Here is a 14,994-nt window from a genome sequence, read left to right as displayed (position 1 = left end):
TGAGATCTTTCTTCAGTCTAGGCAGACTATTAGCTAGAGAAAATACTACTTGCGACCTAAATATTTTCGCACTTGCAGAAATTATCAAGGTGCTGATAACGCATGCGTTATGAACGCACGCAACTTTCCGGGTTTAACCGGTTTATTTAACACTTGTAACCCAAGTTCACGAAACAACTTCAAACTTTGATCTGCTCGCTCGGCTGTTAGCATTGCTGCGGGTATTCTTTCATCAAAGTGTTGCTCTAATTGTTCCAACACATCGATACCGGTTTCATCATTATCTAGATGATAATCCAGCAATAGCACGCGCGGGACTACCTTGTATTGCTGGCACAATTTAATAGCGTTAGCAGCATCAGTGACGGTATATGGCCTAAGCCCCCACTGCTTTAGTAAAGTGCCCATGCTTAGCAAAATATCACGATCATTATCGACGACCAAGACTACTTCATCGCTAAAATGGCTATTGCTCTGCACATGAGAAATCGGCAACGGTGGTCTATTACTAGCTGCCGCCAAAGGTACTCTTATAGAAAATACAGACCCCTTATTGGTTTTTGATTCAACATAAATAGGATGTTCAAGCACCCGGGCGGTACGCTCAACAATGGCTAAACCAAGCCCGACTCCTGTGCGCATTCCATTACGATGTTGGGCCAACTGGTTGAACTCTTGAAAGATATCCACGAGGCACCCGTCTGGGATGCCTTCCCCACTATCCCATACCTGAATATCAAGATGCTCACCCCGCTTTCGGCAACCCACCAAGACGCCACCACTATTGGTGTAGCGCAACGCATTGCTCGCAAAATTGCGAAGCACTCGCATCAATAAACGTGCGTCAGAGTTAACAACGCACGTCGTAGTTCGTATTTTCAAACGCAAGCCCGCACTCTCGGCGACGGGTTTAAACTCACTCTCAAGCGTACTCATTAGCTGTGACAAGTAAAATGCAGAGGGGTCAGACTGCACCGCATTTTGATCCAGCTTTGAGATATCAAGTAGGTCAGTTAGCAAGCTCTCTGCACCTTCTAGAGCAACATGAACACGTTCAACCAAATGGCCATCTTTTGCTGCCATGTCTCGCTCACGTAACGCGGCAACCAGCAAGCGTGCGGCATTCATTGGCTGTAATAAATCATGGCTTGCCGCCGCTAAATATTTATCTTTACTGTGATTGGCCGCTTCGGCTTGGTCTTTAGCGACAATCAGCTGTTGCTGCGCGACTTCTCGCTCGCGAATCTCTTCCCAGAGCTTCGAGTTCACCGCAGCCAATGCATTCGTACGATCTTCTACACGTTGCTCAAGCTCTTCATTGAGGTTTTTTAAACGTGCCTGGTCACGCACACGTTCACTAATATCCTGTACAAATGCCTCAATAGTGATGTCGCCCTCTTCCTGTTTTAACAAAACATTCATCGACACCGGCAACGCTTCACCATTCGATTTAAGTAACCGCGTTTCAAAACGATAAACTTTGCCGTCGCGACGCAACCGTTCCAGCAATATTTGGTAGTCCTGTGGCTCAACAAATAGCTGCTGATCAATCGCTCTAATACGGTGAACCAATTGGCTTTCTGAGCGATAACCACACAAGGTTGCCATAGCTGGGTTAGCCGCCCGAAAATGCCCGCTAAGATCTGCCTGAAAAATACCGTGTAAAGCATTTTCAAACAGCCACTTGTAACGATTACGTTCAGTTTCTAGTTCCTCTAGTTTCTGCGCAAGCTCAGGGTAGTAGTTCTTACGAGCAGAGTGATCACCAAGACCAATCAGGTCTTCAAAAGAGGGGTTATTGTCATCAGAGCGCTTCTTCATAGACCGCTTCAACATCTCTCTGGTTTGATTTACGCGGGTTTGTCACGATACAAGGGTCCTGCATCGCCTTAGACGACAGGGTGGGTATATCCGTGAGACTCACCCCTTGAGCGGCTAATTTTTGCGTCAGCCCGACATCGGCTTTGAGTAAGATTACATGCTGCATTAAGCGTTGCTTTATCTGCGAAGTAGTTAAGCCACGCGTATCAATACCCATCGTTTGGGCAACAACTTTAAAGCGATCTGTCGCTTCTGAGTAGTTAAAATCAATCACATGCTCTAACAGCATGGCATTGCATAAACCATGTGGTAGATCTAAAAAACCACCCAAACTATGAGACATAGCATGTACGGCTCCCAAAATAGCATTAGAGAAGGCTAAACCGGCTTTCATTGAACCCAGCATAATCTGCTCACGCAGATGCATATCACTTGGGTCTTCCACTAAAGGAACAATGTTCATATTGATCAGGCGAATAGCATCCAGCGCATGCATATCCGTTAATGGACCTGCACCCGTAGAAACAAAGGCCTCAATGGCATGAACGAGTGCATCAATACCCGTACAGGCACTCAAAAATCCATCCATTGTCGAAGTAGTTTCAGGGTCAATAAGCGATACATCTGGCACGACTGCTTTGCTGACAATCGAGAATTTCACCTTCTCATTTTGATCAGAAATAATCGCAAACTGGGAGACATCTGCCGAGGTGCCCGCGGTGGTGGGAATAAAGATAAGCGGAGGGATAGCCACATCGATGGTATCGACACCCTCAAACTCTAAAATATGACGGCCATGCGCGCTCACAATACCGATACCCTTAGCACAATCCATAGGACTGCCACCACCAATACCAACAATAACATCGCAGCCTTGCTGCTCATAAAACTGGGCACCGTTCATCACTTCTTCACAACGCGGATTTGGCGAGACACCTGTAAACACAGCATAGGGGATCTGTTGATCTTCCAAGCTGGTGATAACATCATCAACCCATCCCGCTGTCATCACACCAGGATCAGAAACAATCAGTACCTTACGTGCTCCAAAGGTTCGCACATAATTTGCAACCGTGTGGCGTGCGCCTGCACCGAAGATAATTTCCGGTGATACAAATTTACGTAAGTTAGAAATATCAGTGCTCATGACCCGTACTCAACTTTCTTATTATCTTAGACGCCACAATGAACCTGACGTATTAGAGAGGATATGAAGTTTACACAGTTTTTACAATCAAGCCGGTATCTAAGGCTATGCTGCACCTGCCCAATAAACTACCACTAAAAGCCCCCTCACAGTATTACACCTAGACCCAAGACCTTGGCACTAAGCCACTATATTACAAAGAGTTATAAGCTTTAAGACATGAGCACAACACGGCTAAGAGCCGAGCCATCCAGTGCCAAAGAGGCATTCGCCAATTGCCTGCTAAACCTGATGATATGTGCGTCACAGCGCTAAGCTAAACACACACTTTCGGGGACAATATGAAAAATAAAAAGCCACACCTTAAGTCACATCTAAAGCTATTAACCTGCGCGGTGGCCGTTGGCCTCTGCAGCCAAGCATCAGCAGGCCTTAACCTTTATGATAAAGATGAAACTACTTTTAGTACCGATGGGCTCATCAACACTTTTTACGTGAATAGCCAAATTGATGATGTCGACAACACACTAGACCGTAGCCAGTCGCGTGTGAAAATGGGTTTCTTACCTAACTATATTGGTTTCAACTTTGGAAAACAGGTAGACGATCTTAAACTGGGGGCCCGCTCTTCTTTTTGGGTCTCTGTGAATGATGCAAATACCAACCTTACCTCTACCGGTATCGATGTTCGTCAATTTTACGGCACCGTAGACGGCGAGTGGGGACAAATACTCATCGGTAAAGACTTCTCGTTATTTGGCCGCAGCAACATTCTGGGTGATGAGCTATTACTCGGTTACGGACAAGTAGGCACTGATGGTCTCGTTGATGGACAAGGCGTATCATTTGGTAACATTGGTACAGGTTACTTATATCCTTTCCCTAATGCACAGATTACTTACCGTACCCCTACATCTAATGGTTTCCAGCTGGCCATAGGTTTAATGGACCCAAGTAAATCAAGTGCAGGCTCAGAAGAAAGCGCACCTCGAGTAGAAGCAGAACTAACTTTTGCTACACAGTTAAGTGAGAACGTACCCCTTAAAGCATGGGTCAGTGGTATGGCACAAAGCTCCGACTCTGGTTCAGCTGATGTTGACTCTAGCGGCGTGGCTTATGGTGTCAATATTAAGGTATCGGATATCTCTATAACTGCTTCTGGCTTTAGTGCTAACGGTGTTGGTACTGCGGGTTTAGCCAATTTAGTCACCTCTGACAGTGCTGATGTAGACGGCTATTTAGTGCAGGCTTCTTATACAATGGGTAATGAGCGCCTAGTAGCATCTTATGGAGAAAACTCAGGTGGCACAACGGCAGCCACTAATGATCTAGATGCGCAAAATACAGCCGTTGCTTGGTTCCATACGGTGAATAACAACCTCAAACTAGTCGCAGAATACGACCGTACCGAAAGTGACGCTCGTGAAACGGACACTGTTGCATTGGGTGCCGTATTGACCTGGTAAAAATACCTACCACAGAGTGCGGCCCCCCTTCACTTCACTCTGTGGTTTTTACACTACTTATCCTTACTAAATATTTTCTGTCCCAAGCTCACAACCCCAACAGTTAAAGCACCGGCAACTATACCAATACCAAAATTCAATAACGTCGGCGTTAAAGCACCTAAAATAGAACCGACTGCCGGTAGCATTTCAGCTTTAGTTTCAGCGCCTTCAATCAAGTGATGTAGTACAGGGACTCCATGCGAAATAATACCGCCACCAACAAGAAACATAGCGATCGTACCTACCGTTGCTAACCCTTTCATCAGGTAAGGCGCTGCAATAATAATCCAGTGCCCCAGTTTTTTCTGAAAACTAACCCAAGCACTCATGCCTTTTTTAGCGTTCAGATAAAAACCTAAATCGTCTAATTTCACGATGCCAGCAACAATCCCATAAACACCAACCGTTACCGCCAATGCTATTGCGATGAGCACGGCCAACTGAGTCACCAATGGCGCTCCTGCAACCGTTCCCAGAGTGATCACAATAATTTCTGCGGATAATATAAAATCGGTACGAATGGCACCTTTGATTTTCTTTTCTTCAAACGCCACCATATCAACACTGGCGTCATCGATTGCAGCTTCAAGCTCAGCATGGTGCGCTTTATCTTCATCCGCACTGTGAAGATACTTGTGAGCGACCTTCTCAAAGCCCTCGTAACAAAGAAACAACCCTCCTAGCATAAGCATAGGAATAATGAGCCACGGTAGAAAATAGCTAATCGCTAAAGCACCGGGCACCAATATAACTTTATTAAGTAACGAGCCTTTGGCAACAGCCCAAACAACGGGTAACTCACGGTCGGCTTTGACACCCGAGACCTGCTCGGCATTAAGAGCAAGGTCATCACCTAAGACCCCGGCTGTTTTTTTAGCCGCGATCTTGGTCATTAACGCCACATCATCAAGCAGCGTCGCAATATCATCAATTAAGGTTAACAGGCTAGAACCGGCCATCTTTCATCCTACTTAAAGAAACACAAAGAGCTAAATCATAGCGGATTACGATGAATAATGTCTGACTCTATAAGCCTTCAGGCATAAAAAAACCCGCATTAAATGCGGGCAAAAAGACCTGTTGGTAACAGTAGAACACCAACAAAAAAACAGGGATGAGTTGAAGAAACAACAGGTACATTATGCGGTTTCTTGTGATTTAACGCTCTTCTGCAAAAGCTCAAATAGGCTACTACTGTCGAGTTGCTGCTTTAGTATTAATTCGAGAAGGGAGCCTTTAATTACTTCTCAGCTTTTTTATAAGCCACAGATAGCTCTTCATCCGTTAAATTAATCGCCTCAGCCACTAGCGTGTTAATTGTGCGCGTGCAGAGCTGCGGCTGCACACGTGGGTAGCGAGGAGTGATGCGATCATTAAGTGCCGGAAACTCCCAGCCTTTTGTTAGAGATATGAATTCCAAAGCAAACTCGTGACCATGCTCAATACAACCCGCTAAAATTACGTCGGCATAACTCAAAGCGATCGGGCAGTCTTGGGTAGGGGGAGTGATTTCACAGGCGTGGTAGATCCACAAGATCCCTTCAGGCAAAACAATCTCTTGATAAGCCTCTATTTGATGAGGTTCGATTCTCGAACGCTCGTAACCCTGCTCACGTAAATCAAAATGAGGAATTTCGCTCTCAGGCACCTCGACTAACACGCCATTACAAAAAGCACCTTCACGCTGCACCACAGCAACAGAACTCATGCCAAAGTCAGGTGACATCACTGACCAAGATCTTTCGTATCCCATCACTTTTACAGGTAATACAGCACCAGACTCTCCTGTTACTGCTCGGCTAAGGCTATTGATTAAACTGCCATAGCCAAAAATATAGTGCTTATTTAGCGTATTCATTGACGTGTGCTTCTCTAATAATATTTAAACTAAATACATTCTGCGGGATGCCTTCCCCGATGAAAAGCCCATTAATCCACTCTTTGCACCCGTAAATAGGCCTTCAGACTTGGCATATAAGGCCTAATCAGCTACTTTAACGGCCATATATCTCATCTTTTGTATGGTTTTACGCTTATATGCGCCAAGTTATGATGAATGCGGATCTTTTTTGGTCCCGTTTACCTTCGCTCCACAAATTTCTATCTGTGCTTCTTGCTCTATTAGTATTTCTAATACTGTTTTTGGGTGGAAGCGATTCCAGTAAAACTCTGACACTACCAAAACTTGTTTCTTCAGAAGTTGACCTTAACAACTTTGAATACAAAACAGACACTAAAGATCCCGCAAATTACGCCTACAGTATCTCCAAAGGAGACTCTCTTAGCTCGATTTTTGAGCTGCTACGTATCCCGCAATCAACCATGTATGCCATTCTGGAAACAGACCTTGCCATTCTTGCACTGGACACGTTAAAGCCAGGTAATACATTACACTTCTGGTTAAACCCAGAAACTCACAAGCTAGACAAATTAGAGATTGAGTTCAGCTTGGCACACCGGGTTGTTTATCAACAGGTCGCTGCTGGTGGATTTGAGTACCAAGAGTTGATTATTCCAGGCACCTGGAAGCAAGAAGTACTGGCTGGTGATGTTAAGGGCAGTTTTTATAACTCAGCATCGCGCGCAGGCCTTAAAGCTGGCGACATAATGGAAATATCCTCTTTATTGAAAGAGAAAATCAATTTTAATAAAGGTTTCCGTCTGGGGGATACGTTTCAGATTATCCGCTCCAAGCAAGCGGTGGAAGGCCAAGAGACAGGCGAAACACGTGTTGAAGCCATCCGTATCATTAATCGCAAACAAGAAGTCACTGCTTACCTCTATAAAGACAGCTATTACGATAAAAAGGGTGTGGGCCTAGAGCGTGCTTTTTCACGCTATCCTTTGGTTAAAAAGTTCCGTATTACTTCTGGCTTTAACCCTAGACGCCGCCATCCCATTACTCGCTTAATTAGGCCACACAATGGTACCGATTTTGCCACTCCGATTGGTACACCGGTATTATCAACCGGAGATGGCATTGTCACTGAAGTAAAGAAACACACGTATGCAGGCCTTTACATCAAAATAAAGCATGGCCAGAAGTACAAAACACGCTATTTACATCTAAAGAAGGCTTATGTTCGTAAAGGCCAGCGCGTGTCTCGTGGCCAAAAAATTGCCTTATCAGGTAACTCAGGACGCTCGACAGGGGCCCATCTACATTACGAACTACATAAAAATAACCGTGCTGTAAATGCTATGAGCTCAGATATTCCTATCATGACCGAGATTGAAGGCAGAGACCGTACTGCTTTTAAGAAGATGGTAGCGGCTCACAAAAAGAAAATGGGGTAAAGCAGAAGAGCCCAAATCATGCGTCAACAATGCGCTGGTAGAAATCATACTCTTTTTCCAGTGCGTCAGCCAAGTTCTCACTCGACCTAAAGCCATGCCCCTCTTGTGCATAGTAATAGGCTTCAACGGGTATCGATTGATCTTGTAATGCCTGCACCATAGCCCTTGTCTGCTCTGGTACAACCACCGCATCTCGCTCCCCTTGAAAGAAAATAACCGGCACCTGAATCTGCTTAGCATGCGCTAAAGGAGAACGAATCTGATAAACCTCTTGCTCTGTAAGAGGCGAACCAATCAACCAATCCAAATAATGCGATTCAAACTTATGCGTAGCCTTAGCAAGGGCTAAAGGATCTGTAACGCCATACAAGCTGGCCCCTGCGGTAAAGCGATTTGAAAAAGCTAAAGACGCTAGCGCTGTAAAACCACCCGCACTGCTACCGCGAACAAATACCTTCTTTACGTTGATTAAGCCTCTTTGTGATAAAAAATCGACGGCAGCCTCTGCATCTTCCACATCACTAATACCCCACTGCTTATGAAGTAATAACCGATAAGCACGGCCATAACCGCTGCTACCACGGTAATTCAGATCCATTACCGCATAACCTCGCTGTGTCCAATACTGAATACGCGGGTTAAGCACAGGATAGGCGCACGCCGTAGGCCCTCCATGAAAAAATAACACTAAGGGCGGTGAAAAATCATCCGCTTGCTGCGCAAGATAATCATCAACTGGCAGATAAAACAAACCGAATGCTTCAGCGTTTTTTACGGGAAAACTAACATGCCGTGGTAAGGAAAGCTCAGCGACAGTAACATTATCATCAGAGCCAGTGAGCTCTAGCGCCTCACCACTTAACTGATCAATTTCGATCACCACTGGCAAGCTCGAGGGAGAATTCGCAACGGCATATATTTTATGCTCAGAGCCAACGACTGCTCTAAACTGGCTGTACTCGCTGCCTAGCTGGCGAATCACTTCACCTTTGTGCAACTGTAATAATGCCGCAGAAGCTTGCTGAAGACGCACCAGTGTGACTTGGCGCTGCGTAATCACATAATGATAACCACCAAACTGCCAAGGCGCGGTGGTGCAATCTGCTTCTACTGTCCAGTAGGGTTTGAGTGCTTGCTCTTTACGATCGTAACAACTCAGGTTCCACCACCCTGACTGATCAGTGATCGCCCAAATATTGCCTTCTTCATCAAACGACGGCTGTAAAATAGACTCCTCAACAGCACGGTTCCCAGATAAGACGCAAGCATCAATAACATTGCCTGTTGAATCAAATGAGCAGTGATGTAGCTGCGTCGCTACCCATGGCTGATGGGGGTGATCCCAGCTAATAAATAGGCACTGCCGGCCATCCTGTGAAAGTGCTATAGAGCTATAAAAATCGTGGCCTTGGTGCAATACCGTGAACCTACCACTAGACAAGCACAAAGACACCACTCGATTTAACACATTCTTATCGGAATGTAGTTCCTCAAGCATGATAACACGGTGATGCTGCGCATCATAATGAGGCTCACCAAATCGAGATTCCATCTGGAATGTTATCTGTTTAGGCAACTCAGTGAGAAGTGTTTGCAGGTATAGCTGTTGATCCTGCTTATTCACAAAGACCCAGCTCTGTGAATCAATTAAACACCAACTTAAACCACCGTATTCATGCACAGCACTACGTACATCAAACTCAGGGGGTGTTAAGTTCTGCTGGTGTCCATTTGCATAACGAATGAGGCAATTTCGTCCCGCCTCTTCTGGACGGTACTCAACCCAAAATAAAACGCCTTCGTCATCATAAGCTAGCTGCCCATAATCTTTAAGGCCGACAACGGCCTGCTTAGCAGTCAGTGGTGTTAATGGCGCTTTAGCCTTTACAGAAGACACGTGAATTACGCTCATTACGGTATAAGAACGGCTCAGCGGCGGGCTGTTCGGCCTCAGCTCTGGCGTTTAGGATGATGTCGTGATTCGGGGATTTACTGCACACAGGGTCAGTATTATGCGCATCACCTGTCATCATATACGCCTGACAACGACAACCGCCGAAGTCTTTCTCTTTCTCATCACACGAGCGACACGGCTCTTTCATCCACTCATAACCACGAAAGTGATTAAAACCAAATGATTCATTCCAGATATGATCAAGCGAGTGTTCACGTACATTAGGAAACTCGATAGGCAGCATTCTTGCGCTATGACACGGCAAGGCTTGCCCATCTGGTGTCACTGTCAAAAACACTTGTCCCCAACCATTCATACAGCCCTTAGGGCGCTCTTCGTAATAGTCTGGAGTAACAAAAATTAGCTTAATTGGATTACCCGCAGCGGCCAGCTTAGCGCGATATTCGTTAGTAATACGCTCAGCGCGTTCTAGTTGAGCCCGTGTGGGCATCAATTGCTGGCGATTTTCATACGCCCAGCCGTAATACTGGCACGTCGCTAACTCAACATAATCCGCCTCTAACTCAACACAAAGCTCGATAATACGGTCAATTTGGTCGATGTTATGCCGATGTGTCACAAAATTAAGCACCATCGGATAACCCTGCGCTTTTACCTCGCGGGCCATTTTCAATTTCTGTTGAAAAGCCTTTTGTGAGCCTGCCAACATATTGTTAACGCTTTCGTCACTGGCTTGGAAGCTTACTTGGATATGATCGAGCCCCGCATCACGAAACTCCGCGACTTTGCGCTCGTTCAGACCAACACCCGAGGTGATCAAGTTAGTATAATAACCTAGCTTGCGTGCTTCATGAATTAGCCTGCTCAGGTCTTGACGCACCAAAGGCTCGCCACCAGAGAAGCCTAGCTGCACTGCACCCAGCTTACGGCCTTCCTCAAATACTTTTATCCACTCTTGTGTCGTTAATTCTTCAGAAAAGTCGGCGAAGTCTTTCGGATTAGAGCAATACGGGCACTGTAAGGGGCATTTATAGGTTAGCTCAGCTAACAACCATAATGGCTGTCCATGAGTAGGGGTTTCAGGCAATGAAGAGGGTTTCCCCTGGCAACTTCCACTCATACCACACCTCTAATCCAATTTTGCTCTAGGGCGTCATCAATAAACGCCACTACATCTTTATCAAGATCTTCAGCCTGCGGATATTTATTAACAAGCAGATCAATGATATCGACTAAGTTACGCTTCCCATCGACTAATGACAAAATCTCACCAGCCGGGCCATTTAGCTTCACCATCCCCTCTGGATAGAGCAACACATAGCACTGCTGGGCTTCTTCCCACTGAAAACGAAACATACTTTCCAATGCGGGGATCATCTCCATACTCATCATACAGACAGCCCTCGATGGTAAACGCGTTGATCCGTGACGGTATGGTACGGTGGCCGGTTTAATTCGTAGGCCATGGTCATCGAATCTAACATGCTCCAGAGAATGTCAAGTTTGAACTGCAGTATCTCTAGCATCCGATCTTGTTGTTCACGCGTTGTGTAGTGATCCAATGTAATGGTTAATCCATGCTCAACATCACGGCGAGCTTCCGTTAAACGGTTACGAAAGTACTGATAACCCTCCGCTTTTATCCACGGATAGTGTGTCGGCCAAGTATCTAAGCGGTTTTGGTGAATCGTGGGAGCAAATAGCTCCGTTAATGAGGAGCTAGCAGCTTCTTTCCAATTAGCCCGGCGAGCAAAGTTAATGTATGCATCAACGGCAAAGCGAACACCGGGTAATACGTGCTCTTCAGAAAGTATCTCTTCACGCGTTAAACCGACAGACTCACCTAAACGCAACCATGCTTCAATACCGCCCTCAGCACCTTCATAACCATCATGATCCAAAATCCGTTGCACCCATTGGCGGCGTGCATCACGGTCTGGGCAATTGGCCATAATCGCTGCATCTTTTACCGGAATACTGATTTGGTAATAGAAACGGTTCGCTACCCAGCCCTTAATTTGTTCTGGCGTACAACGCCCTTCATACATCGCTATTTGGTATGGATGCTGCGTATGATAAAAATTCCCCTTAGCACGTAAAGCAATTTCAAACTCTTTACGTGTCATAGGCAATGTTTCTATTTTATCTGCTTGATGGCTCATAGGAACACCTACAATTCTATACTCATCCCGTCATATGAGATCTCAATACCGTGCGCTATCACTTCTTTGCGCTCGGCAGAGTCTTCATCCAGAATCGGGTTAGTATTATTGATGTGGATAAGTATCTTGCGCGGCTTAGTAAGCGTATCTAGATACTCAATCATGCCACCCTTTCCGGATTGCGGTAAATGCCCCATGGTGACACCTAACTTATCGCCAACACCGGCTGTTATCATCTCGTCTTCACGCCACAAGGTGCCGTCCATAAGTAAACAGTCAGCATTAGACATAAGAGGGTTCAAATGAGGTTCTATTTTTCCTAAACCCGGTGCATAGAACAGGGTTTTTCCGCTGCGTGTATCTTCTATGAGAATACCAATGTTATCCCCAGGGTGAGGATCATTTCGGTGTGGCGAATATGGTGGTGCACTGCTACGCAAAGGAATAGCCGTTAGCTTTAGCTGCGGAACTTGAGGCACCACAAAACTACTACCCTCTACATTGCTATCGCTACTAACAGGAATAGTGTGGCGCTCAATGCCACCATTCCAGTGTTTCAACATAGAGAACACCGGAAAGCCTGATGTCAGATCCTGATACACCATATCGGTACACCACACCTGATGCGGACAACCTTCACGTAGCATCAACAAGCCCGTGGTGTGGTCTATCTGACTGTCCATATAGACAATAGCGGCAATACCCGTATCGCGGATAGTTCTGGCGGGTTGCATGGGAGCAAACGCGGCTAATTGTTCGCGAATATCGGGCGAGGTATTGAACAAAATCCACTCAACACCATCAATACTCACCGCAATAGAAGATTGTGTGCGTGCTTTGGCATTTAAGGTGCCATCACGAAATCCCTTACAGTTACGACAATTACAGTTCCATTGCGGGAAACCGCCACCGGCGGCAGAACCTAACACCTGTATTTTCATAAAAGACTCATGGCTCAGAAGCGTTTAATCGTTATTATTATAAAATGCTAGAAGCGCAGCACCGGTGAGCATGAACCCGGTGCTGACCTAGGCACTCTGTGCTCTTAATTCTGAACACAGAACACCATCAACACTTAGCGGTTTGCGAAGTACATTGTTACTTCGAAGCCGATACGCAGATCTTGATAAGCTGGTTTGGTCCACATAGTAGGTACCTCTATTGTTGTTATTAAGTGATATCGATAAATGTCCGAAGACTCACTAAATCATATGAGAGGTCAATAGATACCTATATGGTACTTTGGAACGAGAAATCACCTGTTTTGGTCGTAAGGTTGTAGTGTAATGCAACGCTAAACCTGATTAGCCACTAGCGCTCTTCTGTTTTAGCGCCCGCTTTAATTCTGTATCTTTGGCAATACTGCTTCATTAGACGTACTGAAATCGGTCAAATTTATAGTCATTGTGTAGCCAACATCTCCTCGTTGATACACAAGCAGTAATGACTCTTTACCCGTTAAAGAGTAACCAACCACACGATCGATACCCTGCAACACTTCACGATAGGCTTGGCCACTTGGCTGCGATAACGCTACGTTTTTAACATCTTTCGCCGTAAGCCTGTCATCACCGTTTGTATCTGAAGCTATCACCGTAAAGAGAATAGCCAGTGCCGCAGATCGTTGACCAGAACTTGCGCTATCAGACAGCACATCGGCTTTCATGATGAGATGATCATTACTGCTTAACAGCCAATGCTGCTGGTTTTCCTGCTTGTTGATAAACAAGTAATTACGTATGGATAACGCCGATTTATCATAATATGACTGTGAATACTGCTGATCCGAGCTTAACGGAATCATCACAAAAGAAGTGCCCTGTATTGACGAGAGATAACCCAACTGCCACTTCTCTTTAACTTCACCTGATGCTTCGATATTCACAATACCGCTAACACCACGTTCACGTATTGTCTCTTTAAAAATCTGATACGCAGCAAACATCAAAACACCGATGGCCAACAAACCAGCCACCATAATGATGACGCCATTAATGCGCCAAACCTGCTTAAAAAACTGACTATTTTCCATATCGGACTTATCCACAGAAGATTTCAATATTGTATTCTCTTTTAATGCCCTAAGGCTCCTAGCAGCATAGCAAGACTGTGCTTTGGACTAACACCTGCTGTATCTAATAAAACCTGTCTTAATACCCGCTTACAAGGTGACATGAGCAATGAATAAAGCAAGCACTTGCTACTGGGCCCTTCCCCTTGCTTAAGTTATCATGCACTTCGTTATTAAAAGTTCACGGAGCCCCCATGCTAAAAGCCCTCTTCCTCGATATGGATGAAACCCTCTGCGATACACCTGGCGCTAATGAGAAGGCCAAGTTATTAATGGCACAGGCATTACAAACACAGCATGGCAACAAATTTAATGGACAGGGGTTTGCCGACGCCTATGTAACAGGCATTTACCGTGAATGGAGCAGCGCACAACGATCGCGCTATATGCCGATTATTGAACAACAAAGTGAAGAGGCTTTTCGCGTACAACTCATTCGCGACCTGATGGCCGAGTACGGCGTGAATGACCTGAGCGACGAATCAATTCAAAGCCTGCAGAACAAATTTGATCAGGACCGTATCGACGCCTTTGATTTTTATCCCGGCATTAAAGAATGGCTAGCCCAGGCGCGTAAGATTTTCACACTGGTCGTGATCACCAACGGGCCAGCGTTTTCACAGATCCCCAAGGTCGAGCAAGTGAATATGATCGAACATGTGGATCATCTGATTATCGGCGGCCAGGAGCCAGAGGAAAAACCCTTCCCCTCCATCTTTGAAAAAGCCCTTAGACTCGCCAACTGCGAGGCCCATGAAGCTATCCATGTAGGCGATAGTCTGGCATCAGATATTGCTGGCGCTAACAACAGCGGTATCACTTCGGTGTGGATTCAACACCAGCGCCCACTGGATGCAGAACTGGGTATCAACCCAAGCCATACGATCGTACATCCCTCTGAAATACCCGCACTGGTCAACAAGTTACATCAGCAGTAAAAAACCACCTATATGCGCGCTATCAAGCGCGCAAACAGGTTAATTTGGCTCTTCTATGGCGCTCGCTACCGAGTGCTTTAGCTAAGCTGGAGAGCGGAATACTTGGTGAACCTAGAACTTTTTGTACCGTAACTC

The 14,994-nt window shown here is 45.7% G+C and carries 14 protein-coding genes; 3 read left to right on the top strand and 11 right to left on the bottom strand.

What is annotated here, in order from left to right; all coding sequences use genetic code 11:
* Nucleotides 1-84 precede the first annotated feature (84 nt).
* Both NEJAP_RS00365 and ercA read right to left on the bottom strand, forming a co-directional pair.
* Nucleotides 85-1,821 carry a NahK/ErcS family hybrid sensor histidine kinase/response regulator gene (locus NEJAP_RS00365; protein WP_201348769.1) on the bottom strand — a complete coding sequence of 579 codons (1,737 nt, stop codon included), beginning with the start codon at nt 1,819-1,821 and terminating at the stop codon, nt 85-87.
* Entirely contained in the window at nt 1,805-2,968 is a 1,164-nt protein-coding gene (gene ercA / locus NEJAP_RS00360; protein WP_201348768.1) for an alcohol dehydrogenase-like regulatory protein ErcA, read from the bottom strand. Before ercA ends, NEJAP_RS00365 begins: the two co-directional genes overlap by 17 nt.
* Before the next feature lie 341 nt (nt 2,969-3,309).
* On the opposite strand from ercA, the gene NEJAP_RS00355 reads away from it, so the two are divergent.
* Nucleotides 3,310-4,434, top strand: a complete 1,125-nt coding sequence (locus NEJAP_RS00355; protein ID WP_201348767.1) for a porin — start codon at nt 3,310-3,312, stop codon at nt 4,432-4,434.
* A gap of 53 nt (nt 4,435-4,487) precedes the next feature.
* Here the strand turns inward: NEJAP_RS00355 and NEJAP_RS00350 are convergent, their stop codons facing one another.
* A complete protein-coding gene (locus NEJAP_RS00350) occupies nt 4,488-5,435 on the bottom strand; it encodes a DUF808 domain-containing protein (RefSeq protein ID WP_201348766.1) in 948 nt (315 codons plus the stop codon).
* Between the two features lie 281 nt (nt 5,436-5,716).
* Entirely contained in the window at nt 5,717-6,334 is a 618-nt protein-coding gene (locus tag NEJAP_RS00345) for a gamma-glutamylcyclotransferase family protein (RefSeq protein WP_201348765.1), read from the bottom strand.
* A gap of 179 nt (nt 6,335-6,513) precedes the next feature.
* Here NEJAP_RS00345 and NEJAP_RS00340 point away from each other — a divergent pair, with 179 nt between their 5' ends.
* Nucleotides 6,514-7,773, top strand: a complete 1,260-nt coding sequence (locus NEJAP_RS00340; protein ID WP_201348764.1) for a peptidoglycan DD-metalloendopeptidase family protein — start codon at nt 6,514-6,516, stop codon at nt 7,771-7,773.
* 16 nt (nt 7,774-7,789) lie between these two features.
* Here the strand turns inward: NEJAP_RS00340 and NEJAP_RS00335 are convergent, their stop codons facing one another.
* The 7 genes from NEJAP_RS00335 to NEJAP_RS00305 form a co-directional block, all read right to left on the bottom strand.
* Nucleotides 7,790-9,670 carry an alpha/beta hydrolase family protein gene (locus NEJAP_RS00335; RefSeq protein ID WP_201348763.1) on the bottom strand — a complete coding sequence of 627 codons (1,881 nt, stop codon included), beginning with the start codon at nt 9,668-9,670 and terminating at the stop codon, nt 7,790-7,792.
* The gene (gene pqqE, locus NEJAP_RS00330; RefSeq protein ID WP_201348762.1) at nt 9,651-10,808 is read right to left on the bottom strand and encodes a pyrroloquinoline quinone biosynthesis protein PqqE; all 1,158 of its coding nucleotides are present in this window, start codon (nt 10,806-10,808) and stop codon (nt 9,651-9,653) included. The genes NEJAP_RS00335 and pqqE overlap by 20 nt, the downstream gene beginning before the upstream one ends.
* The gene (gene pqqD / locus NEJAP_RS00325; protein WP_329610924.1) at nt 10,805-11,080 is read right to left on the bottom strand and encodes a pyrroloquinoline quinone biosynthesis peptide chaperone PqqD; all 276 of its coding nucleotides are present in this window, start codon (nt 11,078-11,080) and stop codon (nt 10,805-10,807) included. The genes pqqE and pqqD overlap by 4 nt, the downstream gene beginning before the upstream one ends.
* Complete coding sequence (gene pqqC / locus NEJAP_RS00320; RefSeq protein ID WP_201348761.1) at nt 11,077-11,850, bottom strand: pyrroloquinoline-quinone synthase PqqC; 774 nt, start codon at nt 11,848-11,850, stop codon at nt 11,077-11,079. The genes pqqD and pqqC overlap by 4 nt, the downstream gene beginning before the upstream one ends.
* Before the next feature lie 8 nt (nt 11,851-11,858).
* On the bottom strand, nt 11,859-12,791 hold the full coding sequence (gene pqqB / locus NEJAP_RS00315) for a pyrroloquinoline quinone biosynthesis protein PqqB (protein WP_201348760.1): 933 nt from the start codon (nt 12,789-12,791) through the stop codon (nt 11,859-11,861).
* 134 nt (nt 12,792-12,925) lie between these two features.
* Complete coding sequence (gene pqqA, locus NEJAP_RS00310; protein WP_084332595.1) at nt 12,926-12,997, bottom strand: pyrroloquinoline quinone precursor peptide PqqA; 72 nt, start codon at nt 12,995-12,997, stop codon at nt 12,926-12,928.
* A gap of 192 nt (nt 12,998-13,189) precedes the next feature.
* Nucleotides 13,190-13,909: a hypothetical protein gene (locus tag NEJAP_RS00305; protein WP_236591007.1), complete on the bottom strand. Its 720-nt coding sequence runs from the start codon at nt 13,907-13,909 to the stop codon at nt 13,190-13,192.
* Nucleotides 13,910-14,115: 206 nt separating this feature from the next.
* On the opposite strand from NEJAP_RS00305, the gene NEJAP_RS00300 reads away from it, so the two are divergent.
* The gene (locus NEJAP_RS00300) at nt 14,116-14,859 is read left to right on the top strand and encodes an HAD family hydrolase (RefSeq protein WP_201348758.1); all 744 of its coding nucleotides are present in this window, start codon (nt 14,116-14,118) and stop codon (nt 14,857-14,859) included.
* Nucleotides 14,860-14,994 lie beyond the last annotated feature (135 nt).

Origin of the sequence: Neptunomonas japonica JAMM 1380, from assembly GCF_016592555.1 — a bacterium.
Taxonomy (GTDB): Bacteria; Pseudomonadota; Gammaproteobacteria; order Pseudomonadales; family Balneatricaceae; genus Neptunomonas; species Neptunomonas japonica_A.
Note: the sequence above shows the minus strand (reverse complement) of the source record. Positions and strands in the feature narration are given on the sequence as shown.